The following is a 25,401-nucleotide window of genomic DNA, read 5'->3' as shown; positions in this document are numbered from 1 at the left end:
GGGTGTAGCCAGTAGAGGTACCGAACTACGAATCTTCGCCAAACTACTCCCTGTGGTTATGGGTCCCGGCCCCCGTGCGCAATTGCGCACTAGGCCGGGACGACGGCGGAGTTTGTTGCGGCTTGGTTGCCCTACTGCCTTGGCGCCCGCCGCTTCTTCGTCGATTGCGTCGGCACGTCGGCCGGCTCGTCCTTGATCGCGCCGATCTTGCGCAGCGCCGCGTCAGCCGCGCGCTCGCCGCTTTCCCAGGCGCCGTCGACGGTGCCCCACAATGTCTCGTGGGTGGCTTCGCCGGCGAGGAACACGTTGCCGATCGGCTCGGTCAGGATCTTTCGCGAGAGCTGGCCGCCGGGCGCGGAGGCCGACATCGCGCCCATCACGTAAGGCGAGGCGTTCCAGCGCGTCGCGCTGGTCTTCTGCACGACGGCCGCGGCCTCGCTGCCGAACAGTTTCGAGATCCATTCCTTCGCGAAGGCGGCCATCGCCTTCTCGCCCTGCTCGGAGAGATCGCGGCCGAAGGAGCCGCCGACATCGATCGCGCACAGCGAGGAGCCGCCGATATTGGCGTACATCAGCGCCGTGCGCGTCGAATTGCTCTGCTCGATCAGGATGTCGTCACGCGACAGGCCGAGCGGATTGCCGGGCAGCTGCAGCACGATGTGATCGTAGCTGCCGAGGGAGAGCTTTGACGCCGCGTCCAACGTGCGCTTGGGGATGTCGGGCGCGAACTTGATCGCGCCCGATGTCAGCACGTTGGTCGAGACCGTGATGATGGCGGCGCGTGCGGCGATCTTGCCGCTTTGCGTCTCGACACTGACGTCGCGATTGCTCCAGACGATCCGGCTCGCCGGCGTCGAAAGTGCGACCGGCGCCTGCTCGCCGAGCTTGGTGATCAGCGTCCCCAGCCCCTGGCGGCAGGCGATCGCGGCATTGCGGTCCTGTGCGCGCGCCTTGTCGATCGCGGACAGCTCCTTCAAATCCTTGCCGGCAAAGCTCGCACCCAGCATGAACTCGGCCGCGCCGGCCCAGTCGCCGAGGTCCTTCGGCAGCACCGATGCGCAGGAGGTATCGAGCTTGCCGCGCGCGGCCTCGTCGATGGCGCGGTTGGCGCGGACCAGCGCCGCCAGAAATTCCTCGGTCTCCCCGGCGCGTGCGTTGCGGCGGCCGATGCGCATCTTCTGGCCGGCCGGCGCCGGCAGCACGTCGAGCCCGGCGCTGCGCGCCAGGCGGATCATCGGATTGGTCTCGGGATTGTGCATCCAGCGCGCGCCGCGGTCGAACGGCACGTCGAAGGTCGTGGTATCCGTGATGCAGCGGCCGCCGACCTGCGAGGCCGCCTCCACCACCACGACCTTGCGATTGGCCGCCATGACGCGCCGCGCCGCAGCGATTCCGGCCGCTCCCGCGCCGATCACGACGATGTCGGCGTCGCGCGGCAGGGGCGCGGCGTTTGCGCGCAGGACCGGTAGCGCGGCAAGGGCCGCCGACGCCGAAAGGAAACCGCGGCGCGTGATTGTCATGTCATGGTTTCCGGAGACTTGCGGCGAACGGGAACAGCCAGCGAACCTTGCCGCATCTGATGTTGCACGGCAACCATCATGGTGAATCAATCGTGCTTGATCTCACAGAGTGATGAACCGAATGGCAACACGTTTCGACCATGATAGAGAAGGGAAAAAAGACGGCCGGAAAAGGCTGTGGGGGAGTTCGACATGGGGACGGTCCTTGATTCATTCGGCAAGCTGATTGCCGCGTACCTCTCGAAGGAGGTGCCGGGCTATGAGCCGTTCACGCCCAGCGACCCCGAGCATCTGCGCGGCGTCGTCGAGGCCGGCGACGTGCTGCTGGTCGAGGGCAACAACCGCATCTCCGGCATCATCAAATATCTGACGCAGTCGACCTGGTCGCATGCCGCGCTCTATGTCGGTCCGATCGAGGGCGCCGTGGAGCCCGACGGCGAGCCGCATGTCCTGATCGAGGCCAATATCGGCGAGGGCGTCACCTCGGCGCCGCTGTCGAAATATTTCCCGTATCATACCCGCCTCTGCCGCCCGGTCGGACTGTCCTACGAGGACCGCACCACGGTCTGCCGCTATGCCATCAACCGCATCGGCTTCGGCTACGACACCAAGAACATCGTCGACCTCATGCGCTATCTGTTCCCGCTGCCGATACCGCAGCGTTGGCGCCGGCGCATGATCGCGATCGGCTCGGGCGATCCGACCAAGATCATCTGCTCGGCGCTGATCGCGCAGGCCTTCGACGCCGTGCGCTACCCGATCCTGCCGAAGATCACCAAAGCCGGCAGCCGCGCCGCCCGGCGCGAGATCCTGCACATCCGCGATTCCTCGCTGTACATGCCGCGCGACTTCGACATCTCGCCCTATTTCGAGGTGGTGAAGCCGACCATCGTCAACGGATTCGACTACACCGCCCTGCACTGGGCCGACAAGCAAAAGCCGCTCGAGGAGGTGGCGGGCACTTTCAGTGTGTTTCCAGAAACGCTCCGTGCGCCGCCGCTCGTTCCTGAGGCGATTGACGAAGAAGCGCCGGATGAAGTTCCGGCTGAAGAAGTGAGCGCGCAGCCGGCGGAGATCACCGCCGCATTCTCCGAGCACTTTGTGCTGCTGAGCGAGCTCGCGATGCATCGCGCGCGGGCGCGGGAGATCGCGGCTTAGTCTTCGCTGTCGTCCCGGCGCAGGCCGGGACCCATACCGCGTGATCTATCGATCATGCGCGATGGAAATACCGATCGACTAGTCTTAGCCAAACTACTTCCTGTGGTTATTGGTCCCGGCCTTCGCCGGGACGACTCGCGGAGGTATTGTGCCGCACCTCACAGGCCGCAGCGCACGACCCTACCGCTCCGCCCGTCCGATCACCGCCATCAGCTCGGCGATCTTCGCGCGCTGGTCCGCCTTGTCGCCGCTCGCAATGGCGTGCTCGACGCAATGGGCGACGTGGTCCTTCAGGACCTCCTCCTCGACCCGGCGCAGCGCGGCGCGCACCGCCGAGATCTGCGTCACGATGTCGATGCAGTAGCGGTCTTCCTCTACCATTTTCGAGAGGCCACGAACCTGGCCCTCGATCCGGCCGAGACGTTTTCCGACAGATGCCTTGATGTCCTTGCGCATGAGGTCTATATACCCCTACCGGGTATGGGTTGCAAGACCTAGTACAAGACCAGGCACAAGGCCGGAGCATGGGAATGAACAACAACAAAGAACACGGGCATCATCACGAGGCGGAAACGCATTCCGGATGCGGCTGTTCCACCAAAGCTGCAGCGCCGGCGGCCAAGCCCGCGGCCTCGTGCTGCGGCGGCCACGGCGATCATGCCGGCCATGCCCATCATCACGCCCATGACCACGGTGACGCCGCGACCAAGGTCAAAGACCCCGTCTGCGGCATGACGGTCGATCCCGCGACGTCAAAACACCACTTCGAACATCACGGCGAGACCTTCCATTTCTGCTCGGCCGGCTGCCGCACCAAGTTCGCTGCCGATCCCGCAAAATACCTCGCCAAGGAAAGGGCGCCCGAGCCCGAGATCCCGGCAGGCACGATCTACACCTGCCCGATGCATCCGGAGATCCGCCAGGTCGGCCCCGGCACCTGCCCGATCTGCGGCATGGCGCTGGAGCCGGAGGTCGCAAGCCTGGAGACCGGCCCCAATCCGGAGCTCGCCGACATGACGCGGCGATTCTGGATCGGCGGCGTGCTGTCGCTGCCGCCAGTGGTGCTCGAGATGGGCGGCCATCTCGCGGGCCCGCACAACTGGATCGATCCGACGCTGTCGAACTGGATCCAGCTGGTCTTCGCCACGCCCGTGGTGCTGTGGGCCGGCTGGCCGTTCTTCGTCCGCGGCTGGCAGTCGCTCGTCACGCGCAACCTCAACATGTTCACGCTGATCGCGATGGGCACGGGCGTTGCCTATGTCTACAGCGTGCTCGGCACGGTCACGCCGCAGATCTTCCCCGCCACGTTCCGCGGCCATGAGGGCGCAGTCGCGGTCTATTTCGAGGCGGCGGCCGTCATCACCGTGCTGGTGCTGCTCGGCCAGGTGCTGGAACTGCGCGCTCGCGACGCCACGTCGGGCGCGATCAAGGCGCTGCTGCAGCTCGCGCCGAAGACCGCGCGCCGCGTCGACGCTGACGGCAGCGAGCATGAGCTCGAGATCGACACGCTCCATGCCGGCGACCGCTTGCGCGTCCGTCCCGGCGAGAAGGTGCCGGTCGACGGCGTCATCCTAGAGGGTCGCTCCTCGCTCGACGAGTCGCTGGTCACGGGCGAATCCATGCCGGTCACCAAGGAGACCGGCGCAAAAGTCATCGCCGGCACGCTGAACCAGTCGGGCAGCTTCATCATGCGCGCCGACAAGGTCGGGCGCGAGACGCTGCTGTCGCAGATCGTGCAGATGGTCGCGGACGCGCAGCGCTCGCGCGCGCCGATCCAGCGGCTGGCCGATCAGGTCGCCGGCTGGTTCGTCCCCGCCGTGATCGTCGTCGCCATCGCCGCCTTTGCCGCATGGGCCTGGTTCGGACCGGAGCCGCGGCTCGCCTTCGGCCTCGTCGCCGCCGTCAGCGTGCTGATCATCGCCTGCCCGTGCGCGCTGGGACTCGCAACCCCGATGTCGATCATGGTCGGCGTCGGCCGCGGCGCGCAAGGCGGCGTGCTGATCAAGAACGCCGAGGCGCTGGAGCGGATGGAGAAGATCGACACGCTCGTGGTCGACAAGACCGGCACGCTGACCGAAGGCAAGCCCAAGGTGGTGACGATCGTTCCGGCGTCCGGCTTCGCGGACGACGACATCCTGCGCATCGCGGCCGCGGTCGAGCGCGCCAGCGAGCATCCCCTCGCCGACGCCATCGTGCGCGCGGCGAAGGAGAAGCAGCTCGCGCTCGGCCAGGTCGAGCAGTTCGACTCGCCGACCGGCAAGGGCGCGACGGGCAAGGTCGACGGCAAGACCGTCGTGCTCGGCAACGCAAAATATCTGTCGTCGATCGGTATCGACACCAGAACGCTCGACGCCGAGGCCGAACGGCTGCGCGGCGACGGCGCCACCGTGATCAACATGGCCATCGACGGCCGGCTGGCCGGCCTGTTCGCGATCGCCGATCCGGTCAAGGCTTCGACGCCGGAGGCGCTGAAGGCGCTGGCCGACGAAGGCATCAAGGTGATCATGCTGACCGGCGACAACCGCACGACGGCAGAGGCCGTGGCGCGCCGGCTCGGCATCACTGATGTCGAGGCCGAGGTGCTGCCGGACCAGAAGAGCGCGGTGGTGACCAAGCTGCAAAAGGCTGGCCGCAGCGTCGCAATGGCCGGCGACGGCGTCAACGACGCGCCGGCGCTGGCCGCCGCCGAGGTCGGCATCGCCATGGGCACCGGCACGGACGTGGCCATGGAAAGCGCCGGCGTCACCCTGCTCAAGGGCGATCTCACCGGCATCGTGCGCGCGCGAAAACTGTCGCAGGCGACGATGAGCAATATCCGGCAGAACCTGTTCTTCGCCTTCATCTACAACGCCGCCGGCATCCCGATCGCGGCCGGCATCCTCTATCCCGCCTTCGGCGTGCTGCTCTCCCCGATCATCGCGGCGGCGGCGATGGCGCTGTCCTCGGTGAGCGTGGTCGGCAACGCGCTACGACTGCGTGCGACGCGGCTGTGACAGTGAACTCCCTCTCCCCGCTCTTCGCGGGGAGAGGGTTGGGGTGAGGGGCTGTCTCCGCAATCACAGTGAGAATTGGACTCGCGGAGAGTCCCCCTCACCCGGAATTCAAGCTACGCTTGACTTCCGACCTCTCCCCGCAAGCGGGGCGAGGTAAGAGAAGCCTGATGCGCGGAGAGGACCTGATGCAGCGGATTACGATCACGATCGAGGACGACCTCCTGGCGGAGATCGACGCCGCGGCGGAGGCGCGGGGCTACCAGAACCGCTCCGAGATCATTCGCGACCTCGCGCGCGCCGGGCTGCAGCAGAGCACGGAGGATACGGCGCAGACCGGTCAATGCGTCGCCGGTCTCGTCTATGTCTACGACCACGCCGCGCGCGATCTCTCGAAACGCCTGGTGCAGGAATTCCACGGCCACCACGACCTCGCGCTGGCGACGCTGCACGTCCACCTCGACGACAACAATTGCATGGAGATGACGGCGCTGCGCGGCGCCGCCGACGAGGTCCGGCATTTCGCCGACCACATCATCGCCGAACGCGGCGTACGCTACGGCCGCGTGGTGATGATTCCGACGGGGGATGGCAAGCAGGTGAAGGCGCGGAAGCATGGACACCGGCACGAGTAGGCTACTCTGGGAGAGAGTGGCGACTCTTACCCTCCCCTGGAGGGGGAGGGTAAGCAAGGGCTCGCGCCGCGTTCGCGGTCGACGGCAGCGCGGCCAGCCGCCCTTGCCGAAGCCGCATTCGGTATCTACCTCTCGCGAAGTGTTTACCTCAGAGGGTCCCCCATGCTGGATGCCGCCGTGAAGGCGCTGTCGCAAATGATCTCGCCGCCGATGCGCTCGATCCTGTGGCGATCGATCGGGCTTGCGCTCGTGCTGATCACCGTGCTGGCGATCGGCCTGCAGCGGCTCCTGAGCTGGTTTGCGACCTCTGGCGAAGTCTGGCTGGAGGGCCTGCTCGGGCCGGGCTGGCACTCATCGCTCGAGGTTCTCTCCTGGATCGTCTCGATCGCGGCAGGGCTTGGCGTCGTGTTCGGCGGCATCTTCCTGATGCCGGCGATCACCTCGCTGGTGGCGAGCCTGTTCGTCGACGACGTCGCCGAGATCGTCGAGCGCGAGCACTACCCCGGCGAGCGGCCGGGCGTCGCGCTGCCGTTCAGCCAGGCGATCCTCGAGGGCATCAAGACCGCGCTGCTGGCGATCCTGGTTTACCTGGCTGCGCTGCCGCTGGTGTTGTTCGCCGGCGCGGGCTTCCTGATCTTCTTCATCGCCGCCGCCTGGCTTTTAGGCCGTGAATATTTCGAGCTCGCCGCGATGCGCTTCCGCTCCCCGGAGGAAGCCAAGGCGATGCGGCGCGACAATGCAGCGACCATCTTCACCGCCGGCCTCTTCATCGCCGCCTTCGTCTCGATCCCGATCGTCAATCTGGCGACGCCGATCTTCGGCATGGCCTTCATGGTCCACATGCACAAGCGGCTGTCAGGCCCGCGCCCCGAGCTGATCGAGCCGGCGCGGCAGATGCGCTGACGACGGCCCACAGGCGGCTTACACCGTCTTTTCCGGCCAGCGGCAGAGATCGTTGATCAGGCACACCTCGCAGCGCGGCTTGCGGGCGAGGCAGGTATAGCGGCCGTGCAGGATCAGCCAGTGATGGGCGTGCAGCATGAACTCGGCCGGGATCACCTTCTCGAGGCCAAGCTCGACCTCGAGCGGCGTCTTGCCGGGCGCAAGCCCCGTGCGATTGCCGACGCGGAAGACATGGGTGTCGACCGCCATGGTGTGCTCGCCGAAGGCCATGTTGAGCACGACATTGGCGGTTTTGCGCCCCGCACCGGGCAGTGACTCGATCTCCGCGCGCGTGCGCGGCACCTCGCCGCCGAAATCGCTGAGCACTTTTGCCGACAGCGCAATCACGTTCTTGGCCTTGGTGCGGTAGAGGCCGATGGTCTTGATGTAGTCGCGCAAGCGCTCCTCGCCGAGATCGAGCATCTTCTGCGGCGTGTCGGCGACCTCGAACAATGCGCGTGTCGCCTTGTTGACGCCGGCGTCGGTCGCCTGCGCCGACAGCACCACCGCGACCAGCAGCGTGAACGGGTTGACGTGCTCGAGCTCGCCCTTCGGCTCCGGATTGGCCTTGCGGAAGCGGCTGAAGACCTCGTGGATCTCCGCCGGCGTCCAGGGTTTTATGGCTTTGAGCGATTTTTTGGCCGGCGCCTTCGGTTTGGCGACGGTCGCCTTTGCCTTTTTCTTCGGCACGGCGGCTTTGCGCGGGACCGGCTTGCGGGTGATTTTCGCCATGATCGGGATATACTGAGGGACGATGAGCACAGGCAACGAAATTGAGCGCGAGAACGAAGTGCAGATCTTCTCCGCGCTGCTGACGCCGCACCGCTCGCTGAACCGCACCGGCTTCCTCGCCGTCATGCTGTTCCTGAGCGTCGTCAGCTTTGCCACCGGCCTTGCCTTCCTGATGAAGGGCGCCTGGCCCGTGCTCGGCTTCTTCGGTCTCGACGTGCTCGTGGTCTGGTGGGCTTTCAAGGTCAATTTCGGCACGGGGCGGGCGCGCGAGGAGATCACCGTCACGACCTCCGAGCTGCGCGTGAGGCGCGTCAGCCATCGCGGCCAGGTCGCCGAATGGACCTTCAATCCGCTCTGGGTCCGCCTCGACATGGAAGTCGACGAGGATTTCGGCATCGAGCATCTCTATCTGATCTCGCGCGGCCACCAGATCCAGATCGCGAGGTTCCTGGGACCCGAGGAAAAGGCAAGCTTTTACAAAGGTTTGGTTGAAGCGCTGAACGCCGCCAGGCGCGGGCCGACCTACAACCCGATCAGCTGATCCAAGTCGGAAATCGGGTGGTTTCAGACCCGCCCCTCTCCTACATTTCCAGTCATGATGACACTCGCCATTCATGACCAGCGCCTGGCCAGGCCGGGCTCCCAGAACGCCGCACTGCGGGACTACGATTCCGTGCGCCGGGCGATCGCATTCATCTCGGAGAACTGGCGCGCGCAGCCGACCATCGAGGCGATGGCGGATGCGGCCGGCGTCACGCCGGATGAGCTGCACCATCTGTTCCGCCGCTGGGCCTCGATCACGCCGAAGGCTTTTATGCAGGCGCTCACACTCGACCATGCCAAGGGGCTGCTCAGGGACTCCGCCAGCATCCTCGACGCTGCGCTCGACTCCGGGCTGTCAGGCCCGGGCCGGCTGCACGATCTCTTTGTGACTCATGAAGCGATGTCGCCGGGCGAATGGAAGAACGGCGGCGCAGGACTCACCTTGCGCTACGGCTTCCACCCCTCGCCGTTCGGCACCGCCATTGTGATCGCGACCGATCGCGGCCTCTCGGGCCTCGCCTTCGCCGATCCCGGCGAGGAGAAGATCGCGCTCGCCGATATGACGCGGCGCTGGCCGAAGGCGACCTATGTGGAAGATCACGAAGGCACCGCGCCGCTCGCCGCGCGCATCTTCGACACGAAACTCTGGCGGCCCGACCAGCCGTTGCGCGTGGTCTTGATCGGTACCGATTTCGAGGTGCGGGTGTGGGAGACTCTGCTGAAAATTCCGATGGGGCGCGCGGTGTCCTATTCCGACATCGCCTGCAACATCAACAGCCCGAAGGCCTCGCGCGCCGTCGGCGCTGCGGTCGGCAAGAACCCGGTCTCGTTCGTCGTGCCCTGCCACCGCGCGCTCGGCAAGAGCGGCACGCTCACCGGCTATCACTGGGGCATCACCCGCAAGCAGGCGATGCTGGGCTGGGAAGCCGGGCGGGTCGGGGTGCAGTAAGTCGTCGTTCCGGCGAAGCTGCTGTAGGGTGGGCAAAGGCGCATAGCGCCGTGCCCACCATCTTTCTCAATCGCTGACGCTGCGTGGGCACGCTTCGCTTTGCCCACCCTACGGCACCGCGTCTGCCGCGACGTTTAGCCCGCCAGATCCAGCTTCGACGCCACCGTCGAATCCGCATTGAGCCGATAAATGATCGGCACGCCGGTGGCGAGCTCGCGCTTCAAAATGCCTTCCGGCGAGAGCTTTTCCAGCACCATGATCAGCGCGCGCAGCGAATTGCCGTGGGCGGCGACCAGCGTGCGCTTGCCGTTGAGCACGCCGGGCAGGATCTCCTGCACGTAGTACGGCAATGCGCGCGCGAGCGTGTCCTTCAGGCTTTCGCCGCCGGGCGGCGGCACGTCATAGGAGCGGCGCCAGACATGCACCTGCTCCTCGCCCCATTTCTTGCGAGCGTCGTCCTTGTTGAGGCCGGAGAGATCGCCATAGTCGCGCTCGTTCAGCGCGAGGTCCTTCGAGGTCGGCAGGCCCTCCTGGCCGAGCTCACCGAGGATGAGGTCGAGCGTGTGCTGCGCGCGCGTCAGCACCGAGGTGAAGGCGACGTCGAACACGAGGCCCTGCGCCTTCAGCTTGCGGCCGGCTTCCTTGGCTTCCTTCACGCCGAGCTCGGTGAGGTCAGGGTCCTTCCAGCCCGTGAACAGGTTCTTCAGATTCCATTCGCTCTGGCCGTGGCGCACGAGCACGAGGAGACGTTCGCTCATTGACTGCTTTCCGTTGGGTTCGATCAGATATCTGCGAGGCCGAGCACGTCAGCCATGGAGTAGTGCCCCGGCTTCTTGCCGTGTGCCCACAGCGCCGCCTTGAGCGCGCCGTGCGCGAACAGCATGCGATCTTCGGCCTGGTGCGACAGCGTCAGTCGCTCGAACGGACCGAGGAAGGTCACGCTGTGATCGCCGGCGACGGTGCCGCCGCGCAAGGAGGCGAAACCGATATTGCCCGGCCGGCGCGCGCCGGTGATGCCGTCGCGGCCACGCTCGGAATGGTCATCGAGGGTGACGCCGCGGCCGCTGGCTGCCGCCTGCCCCAGCATCAGCGCCGTGCCCGAGGGCGCATCGACCTTCATGCGGTGATGGGTTTCGACGATCTCGATGTCAAAGGTCTGGTCGAGCGCCTTGGCGACTCGCTTGACCACGGCGGCGAGCAGGTTGACGCCCAGGCTCATATTGCCCGACTGCACCACGACGGCGCGGTTGGTGACGCTCTTGATCACGGCATTGTCGGAGCCGGAGAGCCCGGTGGTGCCGATGACATGCACGAGGCCGCGCTCGGCGGCGATCGCGACATTGGCGATGGTCGCGGCCGGCACGGTGAAATCGAGGATGCCGTCGGCATCCTTCGACATCGCCCAGAGATCGGCGGAGAGCTTGATGCCATTGGCCGGCAGGCCTGCGAGCACGCCGGCATCCTTGCCGAGCAGGTCGGAGCCCGGCGCCTCCAGCGCGCCCGCCAGCACCGCGCCTTTGCTCTCGGCAATCGCCCGCACCAGCGCGCGGCCCATCCGGCCGCCGGCTCCTGCAACAATCAAGCGCATGTCGGACATGGTGTGATCCCTTTCGGAGGCCGTTGTAGCGGGGGGATGCAGTTCCGGCAACCGAGGCCCATGTGCGCGCGGCATGCTCCCACCCTCCCCTGGAGGGGGAGGGTCGATCGCGCGCAGCGCGAGCGGGGTGGGGTGACGGTCCCTCCGCGACGAACAGTGCCCGAGTGGAGAGATCACCCCACCCCGTCACGCAATCTCGCTTCGCTCGATTACGTGCCGACCCTCCCCCTCCAGGGGAGGGTAAGCGAGAAATCGTGTTCAGCCGTCCTGCGGCTGCGGGCCGTCATAGCCCTCGATGATGATGAGGTCGGCGATCGAGTGTGGCGCGCGTACCTTGATGTTGGCTTGGTACTCCGGCGAGTTGTAGCAGGCGATCGCGGTCTGATAGTCCGGGAATTCGATGACGACGTTGCGGGTGCGGCTGGCGCCCTCGACGGTGGTGAACTTGCCGCCGCGGATGACGAAGCGGCCGCCCCATTTCTTGAAGATCGGGCCGTTGGCGACGACGTAGGGCTTGTAGCCCTCGTCATTGTTCACGTCGACGCGGCCGATCCAGTAGCCTTTTGCCATTGTTCTTCTCCCTGTTGTCGGTAGTTAGCCGAGAGCTTGCGCGATCTCGGCGTGGATGGCTTCCGCGACCGCCTTGGGATCGGCGGCTTCCACAACCGGGCGCCCGACGACGAGGTAATCGGCGCCGGCGGCAATCGCGCGGCCCGGCGTCATGATGCGTTTCTGGTCGCCGCTGGCCGAGCCTGCCGGGCGGATGCCTGGCGTGACGAGGTTCATCTGATGGCCGACGATCTTGCGCAAGGCTCCGACCTCCTCCGGCGAGGACACGAGGCCATCGACGCCGAGCACCTGCGCCTGCTGCGCGCGCGCCTCGACCAGCTCGGAGACGCTGAGCCGATAACCGGCGGCGTGCAGATCATCGTCGTTGTAGGACGTCAGCACCGTGACGGCGAGAAGCTTCAGCTTCGAACTGCCGCGGCCTTCGACGGCCCCTCTCATGGTCTGCGGATAGGCGTGCACGGTGAGGAAGGTCGCGCCGAGCTTGGCCACGCTCTCCACACCGCGCGTCACCGTGTTGCCGATGTCGTGCATCTTGAGATCGGCAAACACCTTCTTGCCCTTGTCGGCGAGCTTGCCGATCAGCGGCAGGCCTCCGGCATAGGCGAGCTGATAGCCGATCTTGTAGAACGAGACGCTGTCGCCGAGCTTCGCGATCATCGCCTCCGCGGCATCGACGCTCGGCAGATCGAGCGCAACGATCAGGCGGTCCTTCGGGGCGATTTCGGCTGGCGTCATGTCACCTCACATCATGCGTTGGGAAACGTCGATCAACTGCGCGACCAGCTCCTTCAACGCGGCGATATCGCCCTCGTTCTTCAGCCTGTCCATATCGTCATAGGCCTGGTCGGCAAAGGCGAGCGCGAGCTGGCTGGCAATCACATTGGCGTGGCAGGAGGTCAGGATCAGCCGCAAGGCCTGGAGCGCGCGCGCGGCACCGAGCCGGCTCTGCGAAGCGCCGGCGAGCGCAAAGGTGCGGTTGCGGAACACCTCGCCGCGCGCCTCGTGCAGTTCGTGGACGCGGCTGACCCAGTCGATCGCGTTCTTCAGGAGCGGCGGCACCGAGGCATTGTATTCGGGCGAGACGATCAGCACGCCGTGATGCGCGCCGATCATGCGCTTCAGATTGATCGCGTTCTTGGGCACGCCGGACTTGGCTTGGAGATCGCCGTCATAGATCGGCAGCGGAAAATCGGCGAGCGAGATGCGGGTGACGTCGACACCGGCCCGGGCGAACTCATAGGCTATGACGGCCGCCAGCTTCGCATTGTGCGAGCCGGTGCGCAGCGAGCCGGGAATGACCAGGATTTTGGGTGCGGACATCCGCTTCCATGCGTTCGGCGAAACGAGCCCGCCGCGCGAAGAAGAACGCCGGCGGAATTAGTCCTTGCGATACACCCAGACGCGGGCCGGCGGAAGGTTCATCCAGATCCGTTCCGAGGCCTCTGTGGACACGCCGGGCAGCGATTTCGGGATCGGCGGCACCACCGCATAGGTGAACTGGACGAAGGGCGCGCCGGGCGCCAGCGCCGTGAAGGCATCGCGAATGAGCCGCAGCCGCGTCAGCATCGGTTTTGTGACCAGCGGCAGGCCGGAGACCACGGCCGAGGCGGGTGCGCTCAGCACGTTCCAGAGCGTGTCACGCAGCCGATAGGCATCGCCCTGCACGACCTTGGCCTGCGGGTAGCGGTCACGCAGCAGCGCGCAGAAGCCGGGATTGTATTCGACGAGGACGAGACGCTTCTGGTCGATGCCGCGCTCGATCAGCGCCGACGTGATGGCGCCGGTGCCGGGCCCGAGCTCGACCACCGGGGCGTCGGAATCGACGTCGACATAGTGGGCCATGGTCCGGGCCAGGAGCTTGCCCGACGGCATCACCGCGCCCATGTGGAGGGGCTTTTCGATCCACGATCTCAGAAAGCGCACCTCGTCGTCGAGACGAGGCTTCTTCAACGCACGCGCGGACGATGGCAATGGCATGTCAGGACCGGACGGGACCGCGGGACCGCGGCGTGTCAGAAAATGGTCATAAACAGGTATAGGCCGCGGACGATACGGTCAAGCCGGGTCAGTTCGCCCGATTACCGAAGAAGTCCTTGACCTTGGCGAAGAAACCCTCGGATTCCGGCTGGGTGTTACCGGAGGAGAGCTTTTCGAACTCGGCGAGCAATTCCTGCTGCTTCTTGGTGAGGTTCTGCGGGGTCTCGACCACGACCTGAACATACATGTCGCCGGTCTGGCGCGAGCGCAGCACGGGCATGCCCTTTGATGCAATGCGAAATCGACGATTGGACTGGGTCCCGGCCGGCACCTTCACCTTGGCCTTGGCCTTGTCGATGGTCGGCACCTCGAATTCGCCGCCGAGCGCGGCTGTCACCATCGAGATCGGCACCCGGCAATGCAGGTCGGCGCCGTCGCGCTGGAAGAACTGGTGCTGGACCAGCGACAGGAAGATGTAGAGGTCGCCGGGCGGACCACCGCGCACGCCGGCCTCGCCTTCGCCGGCGAGCCTGATCCGCGTGCCATCCTCGACGCCGGCGGGAATGTTGACCGACAGCGTGCGCTCGCGGGTGACGCGGCCCTGGCCCGAGCAGGACGGACAGGCCTCCTCGATCATCTGGCCGCGGCCCTGGCAGCCCGGACAGGTGCGTTCGAGCGTGAAGAAGCCCTGCGACTGCCGCATGCGGCCGGCGCCGCCGCAGGTCGAGCAGGTCTTCGGCTTGGTACCGGCCTTGGCGCCGATGCCCGAGCAGGCCTCGCAGGTGACCGAGACCGGGATCTCGATCTGCGCGGTCTTGCCGCCAAAGGCTTCCTCGAGCGTGATTTCCATGTTGTAGCGCAGGTCAGCACCGCGCTCGCGGCCGCCGCGACCGCGCTGTCCGGCCATGCCGAACAGGTCCTCGAAAATGTCGGAGAAAGAGGAGGCGAAGCCGGCGCCGAAACCGGCGCCGCCGCCGGGACCGCCCTGCTCGAAGGCGGCATGGCCGAAGCGGTCATAGGCCGCGCGCTTGTCCTTGTCCTTCAGGACCTCGTAGGCCTCGTTGATTTCCTTGAACTTGACCTCGCTGGTGTCGTCCCCGGGATTGCGGTCGGGGTGGAACTTCATCGCCAGCTTGCGGAAGGACGATTTCAGGACGGAATCGTCAGCGGTGCGTTCGACTTCGAGGGTTTCGTAATAGCAGCGCTTGGTGGACATGGCGGGCTCGGTCTATCCAATCGCGAGTCAAGTCGGAGCGAAACAACGTCGCCACGCGACCATATAGGCAGCCTTCCGCCTTGCGGCAGAGGGCGGCACGGCGGCGTTGAGAATAACGGCTGGGAATTGATTGATCGTAACGGGGCCGACTTTAAAGGAGTCTTGGCCCGACGAGCCCGACACGACGGCCTCCCCCGCGAGGGAGGAGGCCGGTAGCGTGTGTGGGGTCCAAGCCGTCCGCATCGTCACCCTCTTGGGGTTCAGGCGGACTTCTTGTTGTTCTTGTCGTCGTCGACTTCGGTGAACTCCGCGTCGACGACGTCGTCCTTGGCCGCGTCCTTCTTGGCGTCGGCCTCGGCCTGCTGCTTGTACATGGCCTCGCCGAGCTTCATCGAAGCCTGGGCCAGCGTCTGGGTCTTGGCCTTGATCGCCTCGGCATCGTCGCCCTTCAGCGCTTCCTTGAGGTCGCTGACGGCATCCTCGATGGCGCGGCGCTCGGTCTCGGCGACCTTCGAACCGTGCTCGGCCAGGGCCTTCTCGGTCGAATGCACCAGACCATCCGCCTCGTTCTTGGCGGTGACGGCCTCGCGGCGCTTCTTGTCCGCCTCGGCATTGGCCTCGGCGTCCTTGACCATCTTCTCGATGTCGGCTTCCGACAGGCCGCCCGAGGCCTGGATGCGGATCTGCTGCTCCTTGCCGGTGGCCTTGTCCTTGGCCGAGACGTTGACGATGCCGTTGGCGTCGATGTCGAAGGTCACCTCGATCTGCGGCATGCCGCGCGGAGCCGGCGGAATGCCCATCAGGTCGAACTGGCCGAGCATCTTGTTGTCGGCCGCCATTTCACGCTCGCCCTGGAAGACGCGGATGGTGACGGCATTCTGATTGTCTTCAGCCGTCGAGAACACCTGGCTCTTCTTGGTCGGGATCGTGGTGTTGCGGTCGATGATGCGGGTGAACACGCCGCCCAGCGTCTCGATGCCCAGCGACAGCGGGGTCACGTCGAGCAGCAGCACGTCCTTGACGTCGCCCTGGAGCACGCCGGCCTGGATCGCGGCGCCGATCGCCACGACTTCGTCCGGGTTCACGCCCTTGTGCGGCTCCTTGCCGAACAGCTGCTTCACGACTTCCTGGACCTTCGGCATGCGCGACATGCCGCCGACCAGCACGACTTCGCCGATCTCACCGGCGGTGACGCCGGCGTCCTTCAGCGCCTTGCGGCAGGGCTCGACGGTCTTCTGGATGAGGTCGTCGACCAGCGCCTCGAACTTGGCGCGGGTGAGCTTCATCGTCAGATGCTTCGGGCCGGTCTGGTCCGCGGTGATGAAGGGCAGGTTGATCTCGGTCTGCGTCGTCGACGACAGCTCGATCTTGGCCTTTTCAGCGGCTTCCTTCAGACGCTGAAGTGCGAGCTTGTCGTTGCGCAGGTTGATGCCCTGCTCCTTCTGGAACTCGTCGGCCAGATAACCCACGAGACGCATGTCGAAGTCTTCGCCGCCGAGGAAGGTGTCGCCGTTGGTCGACTTCACCTCGAACACGCCGTCGCCGATTTCGAGAATGGAGATATCGAAGGTGCCGCCGCCGAGGTCGTACACGGCGATCGTGCCGGCCTTGGTCTTGTCGAGGCCATAGGCGAGCGCGGCCGCGGTCGGCTCGTTGATGATGCGCAGCACTTCAAGGCCCGCGATCTTGCCGGCGTCCTTGGTCGCCTGGCGCTGGGCGTCGTTGAAGTAGGCGGGAACGGTGATGACGGCCTGATCGACCTTCTGGCCGAGATGGGCTTCCGCGGTCTCCTTCATCTTCTGCAGGATGAACGCCGAGACCTGCGAGGGCGAGTAGGTCTGGCCGTCGGCCTCGACCCAGGCGTCGCCGTTGGAAGCCTTCACGATCTTGTACGGAACGAGCTTCTTGTCCTTCTCGACCATCGGGTCGTCGTAGCGGCGGCCAATCAGGCGCTTCACTGCGAAGAACGTACGCTCGGGATTGGTAACGGCCTGGCGCTTGGCAGGCTGGCCGACGAGGCGCTCACCGTCGTCCGTCACGGCGACGATCGAAGGCGTCGTGCGCATGCCTTCGGAATTCTCGATGACTTTGGCGTTTTTGCCATCCATCACGGCGACGCACGAGTTCGTGGTGCCGAGGTCGATCCCAATGACCTTTCCCATGGTCCTGATATCCTTCGTTTTGCGGCAGGTTGGCTGGGCCCAGAAGGCACCCGAACCGAAACCCCCTAAGATCAAACATCCGCGATATTGCGATGATTGAGGCTCATATAGGAGGGGGGGAGGGGGCCGCAAGGACCGAAGCAACGTTTCGGCCGTGAAAACATTGGGTTTTAAGAGCTCATATCCGGGCTCAACCGCCCTTGCGGGTGAGGAAATATTAACAGGTCCGCCGTTCCGCCACCCCGCCCCCGCAAGCCGCCACACCCTGTTACGGCGGGGCCAAAACCGCTAAAAGGCGGGCCGGCCGACAGCCGCGCCAAGGCTGCTTCGCGCGACAAAGCGGCCCGGTGGCCGACCATCGAACGGCCTCAATGTGAACCAATCAGAGTGCCCATGAAGCTGATCCGCCCCCTCGCCGCGCTCGCCCTCCTCGTTGCCTCCGCGCTCCCGGCCCTGGCTGCCGACGCCATCTTCCCGCCCGGCCTGCGCCTCGGCATGGTGCCCCTGGTCGGCCTCAGCACGGCCAAGACCTTTCCAGGCTTCGAGAGCGAGGACGGCAGCGTCAAGGTGCTGATCACAGAGCTGCCGCCGGCCGCCTATGGCGAGGTCGTGAGCGCCTTCAATTCCAATCCGGCCGGCGCTGGCGGCGTCAAGCAGGACAAGATCGAGACCCCCGCGGGTCTTGCCTATTTCACCACCGAGAGCGGCAAGGCCGGCGATACCCCGGTGAAACGCTATTCGATGATCGTGCCGGGCGCCGGCTTCTCCGGCTATGTCGCGGTGCAGATCCCGGAGAACGCGACCAAGATCTACACCGACGAGGCGGTGCGCCAGATGTTCGCGACCGCCACCACCCGCAAGCAGGTCTCGGCCGAAGAGCAGATCGCGCTGATGCCGTTCAAGATCACCGATCTGGCCGACTTCAAGGACATCCGCACGCTGGCGCCGGGCGCCAGCATCATCCTGGCCGACGGCAACGAGAGCGCAGGCTATGAGTCGAAGCCGTTCATGATCCTCGGCCTGATCGGCGCCACCCCGCAAGCCGCCGACGATCGCGCCCGCTTCGCCCAAGAGGCCGCGCTCCAGATCCCCGGCGTGCGCGAATCCCGCGTCACCATGTCGGAGCCGATCCGCATCAACGGCCAGCAGGGCTTCGAGACCCGGATCGACGGCGTCAGCGGCAAGGACAAGACGCCGGTGACCGTCGTGCAGTGGATCCGCTTCTCGAGCGGCGGTGCCTCGCTGCGCATCATCGCCAGCGCCCCGCGCGACCAGTGGCAGGCCGCCTTCACCCGCTTCCGCGCCGTGCGCGACGGGATCCAGCCGAAGGGGTAGGCCGAGGCGCTCCAACACACTCGGTGTCGTCCCGGCGGAGGCCGGGACCCATAACCACAGGGGGTGGTTGTGTGGCGAGCTCGTAACTCCGAGTCTTCGCAAAACTATCGCTGCGGCGTATGGGTCCCGGCCCCCCACGCGCAATTGCGCGCTAGGCCGGGACGACGACGATTTTGGGTTCGAGAGCCCAACCCCTCACCAATCCCGGCTGCATTTTCGGGCTTCTGTTCGTATACGAACGGAACTAGGCTTCCCCGGTTGGATCATCCTGGAGGGAGACGAACGATGCTGGATCGGCGACAGGTCTTGGCAATGCTTGGAACGACGGCGCTGGCGACCCTCGCGCCAACCGCGCTGTTTGCAGCGGCATCGATCAAGCCGGACGATGCGTCCGCGCTGCTCGTGATCGACGTGCAGAACTGCTTCCTGCCCGGCGGCAGTCTCGCCGTGAAGGAAGGCGAGCAGGTGGTGCCCGTCATCAACAAGATGGCAAAAGCGTTTGCGAACGTGGTGATGACGCAGGACTGGCACACGCCCGGCCACGTCTCGTTTGCGTCGGTCCACTCCGGCAAGAAGCCGTTCGAGACCATCGACCTGCCCTACGGCAAGCAGGTGCTGTGGCCGGACCATTGCGTGCAGGGCACCGATGGCGCGGCGCTGTCGAAGGACCTTGCGATCCCGCACGCCGAGCTCATCATCCGCAAGGGTTTTCACAAGGACGTCGACAGCTACTCGGCGTTCCTCGAAGCCGACGGCAAGACCTCGACGGGACTTGCAGGCTATCTGAAGGGCCGCAAGATCAAGCGCGTCTTCGTCGCAGGACTTGCCACGGATTTCTGCGTCGCCTGGACCGCGCTGGACGCACGCAAGGCGGGCTTCGAGGTCTATGTGGTGGAAGACGCCTGCCGCGGCATCGACACCCAGGGCTCACTGGCGAAAGCCTGGGCCGATATGGCCAAGGCCGGCGTGAAGCGCATCCAGTCCGCGGATATCGCGGTGAGTGCGTAAGGCAGCGTGCGATATTGCAAGACCCTCATCCTGAGGAGCGCGCTTCTTCGCGCGCGTCTCGAAGGATGAAGGCCACGCTGCAACAGCCGGGCCTGCATGGTTCGAGACGCCGCGCAAGGGCGCGGCTCCTCACCATGAGGGTCTGAGACTCAGTTCGTCGCGCCGCTCGACTCATTGTTGTTGGCCGCAGGCGCGGCCTTCGCGCCGCCCTTGGCGACACCGACGAGGGCCGGACGCAGCACGCGGTCGCCGATGGTGTAGCCGGCCTGCATGATCTGCACCACGGTGCCCGACGGCACCGACGGATCGGGCACTTCGTACATCGCCTGGTGGAAGTTCGGATCGAACTTCTGGCCCTGCGGATCGAGCTTCTTCACGCCGTGCTTTTCCAGCGCGTTGAGCAGCGCGCGCTCGGTGAGCTCGACGCCTTCGATCAGCGAGATCAGGCCGGGATCGGCCGTGGCACGGGCCTCAGCCGGAACGGCATCGAGCGCGCGCTGGAGATTGTCGGCGATGTCGAGCACGTCGCGGGCAAAGCCGGTGATGCCGTAGAGGCGGGCGTCGGCGACTTCCTTGGTGGTGCGCTTGCGCAAATTCTCCATCTCGGCCAGCGTCCGCAGCATGCGGTCGCGCGCCTCGGCGGCTTCCTTCTGCAGCAGCTCGACCGAACCCGGCTCGGGATCGTCGGGCATGATGTAGGGTTTTGACACCACGGGCTCGCCGGTCGGCGCGGTCGTGTCTTCGGGTTGCCGGTCTCGATCGGTCATCGGCTCAAATCTCGAACTCGTTTCCAAGGATTGTCAGGAAGGATTGTTGGCCCGGATATCGTGCCTTAAGCGCCGAAAATCAAGCGCCCGTGATCGGCGCAAATGCCGGTCAGCCCCCCAAAAGGCGGCTGACGATGCGGGCGGCATAGTCCACGGTCGGGATCACGCGGGCATAATTCAGCCGCGTCGGCCCGATCACGCCGAGAACACCGACGATGTGGCCGGCGGCATCCCGATAGGGTGAGATGATGGTGGAGGACCCCGACAGCGAAAACAGCTTGTTCTCGGAGCCGATGAAGATCCGCACGCCCTCGGCAGTCTCGGCGCGGCCGAGCAGGTCGATCACGCCGCGCTTGGTCTCGAGATCGTCGAACAACAGGCGCACCCGCTCCAGATCTTCCAGCGCGTGCAGATCTTCCAGCAGATTGGCGTGACCGCGGACGATGAGCTGGCGGTCCTCGTTCTCGCCACCCGACCAGCTGGCGATGCCGGCTGAAATCACCTTCTGCGTCAGCTGATCGAGCTCGGCGCGGGCTTGCCCGAGCGCGGTTTCAAGCTCGAGCCGCGCCTCGGCCAGTGTCCGGCCGCGAATCCGGGCATTGAGGAAATTGCCGGCTTCGGTGATGGCCGAGGAGGGAACCCCCGGCGGCAGCGTCAGCACCCGGTTTTCGACCTGGCCGTCCTCGCCGACCAGGATCACCAGCGCTTTTTCCGGTTCCAGGCGGACGAATTCGATGTGCTTGAGCCGCGCATTGGATTTCGGCGTCAAAACCACCGCCGCGGCGCGGGTCAGGCCCGACAGCCGCGTCAGCGCCTGGTCCAGCGCCGCCTCGACCGACTGGGCCTGGCCGACCGTGGCAAGCTGGCTCTGGATCGACTGCCGTTCGGCCTCATTGAGATCGCCGACCTGCATCAGGGCGTCGACGAAGAAGCGCAGGCCGAGTTCCGTCGGCAGCCGGCCCGCCGAGGTGTGCGGGGCGTAGATCAGGCCGAGCTGTTCCAGATCCGCCATGACGTTGCGAACCGAGGCCGGCGACAGCGGCGTGGCAATCAGGCGGGAAATGTTGCGCGAGCCGACCGGCTCACCGGTCGCGAGATAGCTTTCGACAATTTGACGAAAGATGTCGCGGGAACGCTCGTTGAGCTGGGCGAGGCCTGCGCGCGGCGCGATCAGATGGATCGGATCGTGATGGGCCACAGACGGTAACTCCTCTCAGATGCTCATAATTTGTCCATCCGGGACGGTTCTGACAAGCGTGGCGTTTGCGGGGTGGAAAACCGGGGCGAACAAGCGCCGATCTTCCCCCTTGCCGCCCACCGTCACCCCACCTACAAGCACCGCGAACAGCCTTTTTCCGAGAATTTTGGAGGATTTCCCATGCGGCCAAGCCGCCGTGCGCCCGACGAATTGCGCCCCGTGACGCTGGAGCGCGGCGTCGTCAAATATGCGGAAGGCTCCTGCCTGGTGAAATTCGGCGACACCCATGTGCTGGTCACCGCCACGCTGGAGGACCGCCTGCCGCCATGGCTGAAGGGCCAGGGCCGCGGCTGGGTCACCGCCGAATACGGCATGCTGCCGCGCGCGACCTCCGAACGCACCCGCCGCGAAGCCTCGGCCGGCAAGCAGAGCGGCCGCACCGTCGAGATCCAGCGCCTGATCGGCCGCTCCTTGCGTACCATCGTCGACCTCGAAGCGCTCGGCGAGCGCCAGATCACGGTCGATTGCGACGTGCTCCAGGCCGACGGCGGCACCCGCACGGCCTCGATCACCGGCGCCTGGGTCGCGCTCGCCGATTGCATCAGCTGGATGAAGGCGCGCAACATGATCAAGGCCAACGTGCTGCGCGACAACGTCGCGGCGATCTCCTGCGGCATCTACAACGGCACGCCGGTGCTCGATCTCGATTATGCCGAGGATTCGGAAGCCGAAACCGACGCCAATTTCGTCATGACCGGCGATGGCCGCATCATCGAGGTGCAGGGCACCGCGGAACGCGAGCCGTTCACGGAAACCGAGTTCCTGGCGCTGATGGCGCTGGCGCGCAAGGGCGTCGCGCGTCTCGTGGACTTGCAGAAACTGGCTGTCGCGTAGTCAATAGGCCCATGCACCGCCGAATCACCGGAAAGCTCGTCATCGCCACCCACAATCCCGGCAAGCTCGCCGAGATGAAGGAGCTGCTTGCGCCGTACGGGATCGAGGCGGTGTCGGCCGGTGAGCTCGGCCTGGACGAACCGGACGAGACCGGCAACGACTTCCGCAGCAACGCCGCGATCAAGGCGATCGCGGCGGCGAAAGCGACGAAGCTTCCGTCCTTCGCCGACGATTCCGGCATCGTGGTCGATGCGCTCGACGGCGCGCCCGGCATCTACAGCGCGCGCTGGGCCGGTCCGACCAAGGATTTCAACGCGGCGATGGCGCAGATCGAGCGGCTGCTGCAGGAGCGCGGCGCGAGCACGCCCGCAAAGCGCACCGCGCATTTCGTCTCCGCGCTCTGCGTGGCCTGGCCCGACGATCATCTCGAAGAGGTCGCGGCGCGCGTCGACGGCACGCTGGTCTGGCCGCCGCGCGGCACCGCCGGGTTCGGCTACGACCCGATGTTCCTGCCCGATGGCCACGGCCGCACCTTTGGCGAGATGGAAAGCATCGAGAAGCACGGCCTGCCGCCGCTCGGCCTCGGTCTGTCCCATCGCGCCCGCGCCTTCGTGAAACTGGCGGAGATCTGCCTTGAGCCGCGCTAAGGAAGCCTTCGGCGTCTACGTGCACTGGCCGTTCTGCCTGTCGAAGTGTCCGTACTGCGACTTCAACAGCCATGTCCGCCACGCCGCGATCGACGAGGCGCGCTTTGCTTCGGCCTTCGCGCGCGAGATCGCAACGACCGCCGAGCGCGCACCCGGCCGCGAAGTGACCTCGATCTTCCTCGGCGGCGGCACGCCGTCGCTGATGCAGCCTTCAACCGTCGGCGCGGTGCTCGATGCCATCGGCAAGCACTGGACCGTCGCAGGCGACGTCGAGGTGACGCTGGAAGCGAACCCGACCAGCGTCGAAGCCACGCGCTTCGCCGGCTATCGCTCAGCCGGCGTCAACCGCGTCTCGCTCGGCGTGCAGGCGCTCGACGATGCCTCGCTGAAAGCATTGGGACGCATGCACAGCGCGCGCGAGGCGCTCGATGCCGTCGCCATCGCGCGCCGCTCATTCGACCGCTATTCGTTCGACCTGATCTACGCCCGTCCCGACCAGACGCCGGCGATGTGGGCCGATGAGCTGCGGCACGCGATCGATGAAGCGGCCGAACATCTGTCGCTCTATCAATTGACGATCGAGGAAGGCACGCCGTTCTTCGGCCTGCACCAGGCCGGCAAGCTGAAGACGCCGGACGAAGCGGTCGCGCGCGCGCTCTACGACGTCACGCAGGAGACCTGCGACAAGCTGGGGCTACCCGCCTACGAGATCTCCAACCACGCACGACGCGGCGCCGAGTGCCGGCACAATCTGGTCTACTGGCGCGGCGACGAATATGCCGGCATCGGCCCGGGCGCACACGGCCGTCTCGACATCGATGGCGTGCGCCATGCCACCGCCACCGAGAAGCGTCCCGAGGCCTGGCTGATGCGGGTCGAGACCAACGGCCACGGCGTCATCACCGACGATCTCCTCAACAGCGAGGAGCGCGCCGACGAATTTTTGCTGATGGGACTGCGTCTCGCCGAAGGCATCGACCCCGCGCGCTACAAAGCGCTGTCAGGCCGCCCGCTCGATCCCAAGCGCATCGCGCTGCTGCGCGAGGAAGACGCGATCACGGTCGATGCGACGGGACGGTTGCGCGTGACAAGCAGCGGTTTTCCGGTGCTGGATGCGGTGGTTGCGGATCTCGCGGCGTAACGCGATGCCGTAGGGTGGGTTAGCGAAGCGTAACCCACCACTGTCTGTCTCCGCAGAGGTAGAAGAGGTGGGTTACGCCTTCGGCTAACCCACCCTACGGCACCGTCGTCCTGAACTAGGCCCCAAAACTCTTCGGCGAGCCCGCGACCGCAACGCCGCCGCCGGTCGTCACCTTCATCACCGCAAGGCCGCGTTCATTGGTGCCGTCGGGGCGGAAGCGGAACAGGCCGTCGATGCCGGCGAAGCCCGAAGGATTGGTGAGCACATCGGAGGAGAAGCGCGTGGGCCCTTGCGTGCGCGCCAGCGCGGCGACGAGCGCGACCGCATCATAGGCGAGCGTCGCGGTGCGGATCGGCTCGGCGCCGTACTTCGTGCGATAGCGGCCCGAGAACGCGCGAAAGCCGGCCGGATCCGGCGCGGCGTAGAGGCCGCCCTGCAGCGCCGAGCTCGCATAAACGCGCGGATTGTCCCACAGGCCGGTGCCGAGCAGCTGGATGTTGCGCAAATTCGCACCCGCCGCGGTCATCGCATCCGCGACCGTCACCACCGCATCGCCGTCGTCGGCAATGAACAGCGCGTCCGCGCTGCCGAGCTGCTGCGCCACGGTGCGTGCCGGCGTGGCGCGATCGGCGCCGTATTTCTCGAACGCGACGATGCGCCCGCCGCGCCGCGGCACCGCCGCCTTCACCGCGGCTTCGACCACATTGCCATAGGCATTGTCGGGCACCAGCACGGCGACGGAGCGCTTTCCGATGCTGGCGGAATATTCAATGATGCGGTTGACGTCGGACTCCGGCAGGAACGAGAGCAGATAGACGCCGCGGCCGGCGATGCTGGAGTCGGTCGAGAACGCGATCACCGGGATGTTGCGGGTGCGCGCGACCTGCGCCACGGCCGGCACGGATTGCGCGAACAGCGGCCCCAGGATGATCTCGGCGCCCTCCTCGACAGCCTGCTGCGCGCCGGCTTGCGCGCCCTGCGGGCTGCCATTGTCGTCCTTGATCAGCAGCTGGATGTTCGGGTTCTGGAACTCGGCCAGCGCCATCTCGGCGGCGTTGCGCATGGACTGCGCGGCAAGCCCGGCATTGCCGGCCGCCGAGAGCGGCAGGATCACCGCGACCTTGACCCCGCCGCTGCCGGCGGTCGTCGCCTGTTGCGGGGGACCTGCCGGCTGGGCCGGCGGCGCGGAGGAGCTGGAGAACGGATTGGAGAACTGGCTGAGGCTCTGCTGCACGCCGGCGCAGGCCGACAGCAGGGGCGCCCCCAGCAACAGGCCGAGCGCACTGCGCCGGGTCGCTCCCGACGATCGGGGGCCCGGAACGGGAGATTTTGGATGACGCGGGCCCAGCATGACAGCTTCTCTTCCGGCCGGCTCTCGCCAGCCGGTCACAACATTCTTTGCCGCGACACAAGTCGCGGA

General features: G+C 66.1%; 25 protein-coding genes. 11 read left to right on the top strand and 14 right to left on the bottom strand.

Going from position 1 to position 25,401, the window contains the following annotated elements; genetic code table 11:
- Positions 1–131 precede the first annotated feature (131 nt).
- Complete coding sequence (locus XH79_RS16000; RefSeq protein WP_271582235.1) at positions 132–1,520, bottom strand: flavin monoamine oxidase family protein; 1,389 nt, start codon at positions 1,518–1,520, stop codon at positions 132–134.
- A gap of 192 nt (positions 1,521–1,712) precedes the next feature.
- Here XH79_RS16000 and XH79_RS15995 point away from each other — a divergent pair, with 192 nt between their 5' ends.
- A complete protein-coding gene (locus XH79_RS15995) occupies positions 1,713–2,678 on the top strand; it encodes a YiiX/YebB-like N1pC/P60 family cysteine hydrolase (protein WP_271582234.1) in 966 nt (321 codons plus the stop codon).
- 180 nt (positions 2,679–2,858) lie between these two features.
- Here the strand turns inward: XH79_RS15995 and XH79_RS15990 are convergent, their stop codons facing one another.
- Positions 2,859–3,134: a metal-sensitive transcriptional regulator gene (locus XH79_RS15990; RefSeq protein ID WP_063198826.1), complete on the bottom strand. Its 276-nt coding sequence runs from the start codon at positions 3,132–3,134 to the stop codon at positions 2,859–2,861.
- A 74-nt stretch (positions 3,135–3,208) separates the two neighbouring features.
- Here XH79_RS15990 and XH79_RS15985 point away from each other — a divergent pair, with 74 nt between their 5' ends.
- The 3 genes from XH79_RS15985 (at position 3,209) to XH79_RS15975 (ending at position 7,206) form a co-directional block, all read left to right on the top strand.
- Positions 3,209–5,671, top strand: a complete 2,463-nt coding sequence (locus XH79_RS15985; RefSeq protein ID WP_271582233.1) for a heavy metal translocating P-type ATPase — start codon at positions 3,209–3,211, stop codon at positions 5,669–5,671.
- 185 nt (positions 5,672–5,856) lie between these two features.
- Positions 5,857–6,303, top strand: a complete 447-nt coding sequence (gene nikR / locus XH79_RS15980) for a nickel-responsive transcriptional regulator NikR (RefSeq protein ID WP_211411316.1) — start codon at positions 5,857–5,859, stop codon at positions 6,301–6,303.
- Between the two features lie 162 nt (positions 6,304–6,465).
- Entirely contained in the window at positions 6,466–7,206 is a 741-nt protein-coding gene (locus XH79_RS15975; protein ID WP_212340026.1) for a sulfate transporter family protein, read from the top strand.
- Between the two features lie 18 nt (positions 7,207–7,224).
- On the opposite strand, the gene nth is transcribed toward XH79_RS15975, so the two are convergent.
- Positions 7,225–7,977: an endonuclease III gene (gene nth, locus XH79_RS15970; RefSeq protein WP_271582232.1), complete on the bottom strand. Its 753-nt coding sequence runs from the start codon at positions 7,975–7,977 to the stop codon at positions 7,225–7,227.
- A 22-nt stretch (positions 7,978–7,999) separates the two neighbouring features.
- Here nth and XH79_RS15965 point away from each other — a divergent pair, with 22 nt between their 5' ends.
- Together XH79_RS15965 and XH79_RS15960 are read left to right on the top strand one after the other, a co-directional pair.
- Positions 8,000–8,518: a DUF2244 domain-containing protein gene (locus XH79_RS15965; RefSeq protein WP_271582231.1), complete on the top strand. Its 519-nt coding sequence runs from the start codon at positions 8,000–8,002 to the stop codon at positions 8,516–8,518.
- 54 nt (positions 8,519–8,572) lie between these two features.
- Positions 8,573–9,469: a bifunctional helix-turn-helix domain-containing protein/methylated-DNA--[protein]-cysteine S-methyltransferase gene (locus XH79_RS15960; protein WP_271582230.1), complete on the top strand. Its 897-nt coding sequence runs from the start codon at positions 8,573–8,575 to the stop codon at positions 9,467–9,469.
- 134 nt (positions 9,470–9,603) lie between these two features.
- On the opposite strand, the gene XH79_RS15955 is transcribed toward XH79_RS15960, so the two are convergent.
- From XH79_RS15955 to dnaK, 8 genes are all read right to left on the bottom strand, one after another.
- Entirely contained in the window at positions 9,604–10,227 is a 624-nt protein-coding gene (locus XH79_RS15955; RefSeq protein WP_018645020.1) for a 2,3-bisphosphoglycerate-dependent phosphoglycerate mutase, read from the bottom strand.
- 23 nt (positions 10,228–10,250) lie between these two features.
- Complete coding sequence (gene dapB / locus XH79_RS15950) at positions 10,251–11,066, bottom strand: 4-hydroxy-tetrahydrodipicolinate reductase (protein WP_271582229.1); 816 nt, start codon at positions 11,064–11,066, stop codon at positions 10,251–10,253.
- A gap of 258 nt (positions 11,067–11,324) precedes the next feature.
- Positions 11,325–11,636, bottom strand: coding sequence for a DUF1330 domain-containing protein (locus XH79_RS15945; RefSeq protein ID WP_212340018.1), 312 nt, complete (start codon positions 11,634–11,636; stop codon positions 11,325–11,327).
- A 24-nt stretch (positions 11,637–11,660) separates the two neighbouring features.
- On the bottom strand, positions 11,661–12,371 hold the full coding sequence (gene pyrF / locus XH79_RS15940) for an orotidine-5'-phosphate decarboxylase (protein WP_271582228.1): 711 nt from the start codon (positions 12,369–12,371) through the stop codon (positions 11,661–11,663).
- 6 nt (positions 12,372–12,377) lie between these two features.
- Positions 12,378–12,956, bottom strand: a complete 579-nt coding sequence (locus XH79_RS15935) for an NADPH-dependent FMN reductase (protein WP_271582227.1) — start codon at positions 12,954–12,956, stop codon at positions 12,378–12,380.
- 57 nt (positions 12,957–13,013) lie between these two features.
- On the bottom strand, positions 13,014–13,613 hold the full coding sequence (locus XH79_RS15930) for a class I SAM-dependent methyltransferase (protein ID WP_212340012.1): 600 nt from the start codon (positions 13,611–13,613) through the stop codon (positions 13,014–13,016).
- 88 nt (positions 13,614–13,701) lie between these two features.
- Positions 13,702–14,829 carry a molecular chaperone DnaJ gene (gene dnaJ, locus XH79_RS15925; RefSeq protein WP_271582226.1) on the bottom strand — a complete coding sequence of 376 codons (1,128 nt, stop codon included), beginning with the start codon at positions 14,827–14,829 and terminating at the stop codon, positions 13,702–13,704.
- A gap of 260 nt (positions 14,830–15,089) precedes the next feature.
- Positions 15,090–16,991: a molecular chaperone DnaK gene (gene dnaK, locus XH79_RS15920; protein WP_018645013.1), complete on the bottom strand. Its 1,902-nt coding sequence runs from the start codon at positions 16,989–16,991 to the stop codon at positions 15,090–15,092.
- 393 nt (positions 16,992–17,384) lie between these two features.
- Here dnaK and XH79_RS15915 point away from each other — a divergent pair, with 393 nt between their 5' ends.
- Complete coding sequence (locus tag XH79_RS15915) at positions 17,385–18,326, top strand: hypothetical protein (RefSeq protein ID WP_271582225.1); 942 nt, start codon at positions 17,385–17,387, stop codon at positions 18,324–18,326.
- 285 nt (positions 18,327–18,611) lie between these two features.
- A complete protein-coding gene (gene pncA, locus XH79_RS15910) occupies positions 18,612–19,334 on the top strand; it encodes a bifunctional nicotinamidase/pyrazinamidase (protein ID WP_212348345.1) in 723 nt (240 codons plus the stop codon).
- Positions 19,335–19,483: 149 nt separating this feature from the next.
- On the opposite strand, the gene grpE is transcribed toward pncA, so the two are convergent.
- Positions 19,484–20,101 (bottom strand): nucleotide exchange factor GrpE, encoded by a 618-nt coding sequence (gene grpE / locus XH79_RS15905; protein WP_212348348.1) that lies wholly within the window; start codon positions 20,099–20,101, stop codon positions 19,484–19,486.
- 109 nt (positions 20,102–20,210) lie between these two features.
- The gene (gene hrcA / locus XH79_RS15900; protein ID WP_212348351.1) at positions 20,211–21,299 is read right to left on the bottom strand and encodes a heat-inducible transcriptional repressor HrcA; all 1,089 of its coding nucleotides are present in this window, start codon (positions 21,297–21,299) and stop codon (positions 20,211–20,213) included.
- Positions 21,300–21,479: 180 nt separating this feature from the next.
- Between hrcA and rph the strand changes: the two genes are divergently transcribed.
- Genes rph through hemW form a run of 3 tightly spaced genes read left to right on the top strand, consistent with a single transcriptional unit; the run spans position 21,480 to position 23,981 of the window.
- Positions 21,480–22,193, top strand: coding sequence for a ribonuclease PH (rph, locus tag XH79_RS15895; RefSeq protein WP_212348353.1), 714 nt, complete (start codon positions 21,480–21,482; stop codon positions 22,191–22,193).
- 11 nt (positions 22,194–22,204) lie between these two features.
- On the top strand, positions 22,205–22,840 hold the full coding sequence (gene rdgB / locus XH79_RS15890) for an RdgB/HAM1 family non-canonical purine NTP pyrophosphatase (protein WP_271582224.1): 636 nt from the start codon (positions 22,205–22,207) through the stop codon (positions 22,838–22,840).
- The gene (gene hemW / locus XH79_RS15885) at positions 22,827–23,981 is read left to right on the top strand and encodes a radical SAM family heme chaperone HemW (protein WP_271582223.1); all 1,155 of its coding nucleotides are present in this window, start codon (positions 22,827–22,829) and stop codon (positions 23,979–23,981) included. Before rdgB ends, hemW begins: the two co-directional genes overlap by 14 nt.
- 115 nt (positions 23,982–24,096) lie before the next feature.
- Here the strand turns inward: hemW and XH79_RS15880 are convergent, their stop codons facing one another.
- Positions 24,097–25,332 (bottom strand): penicillin-binding protein activator, encoded by a 1,236-nt coding sequence (locus XH79_RS15880; RefSeq protein WP_212348362.1) that lies wholly within the window; start codon positions 25,330–25,332, stop codon positions 24,097–24,099.
- Positions 25,333–25,401: the final 69 nt, after the last annotated feature.

Origin of the sequence: Bradyrhizobium sp. CCBAU 45389, from assembly GCF_028128625.1 — a bacterium.
GTDB lineage: Bacteria > Pseudomonadota > Alphaproteobacteria > Rhizobiales > Xanthobacteraceae > Bradyrhizobium > Bradyrhizobium liaoningense_B.
Note: the sequence above shows the minus strand (reverse complement) of the source record. Positions and strands in the feature narration are given on the sequence as shown.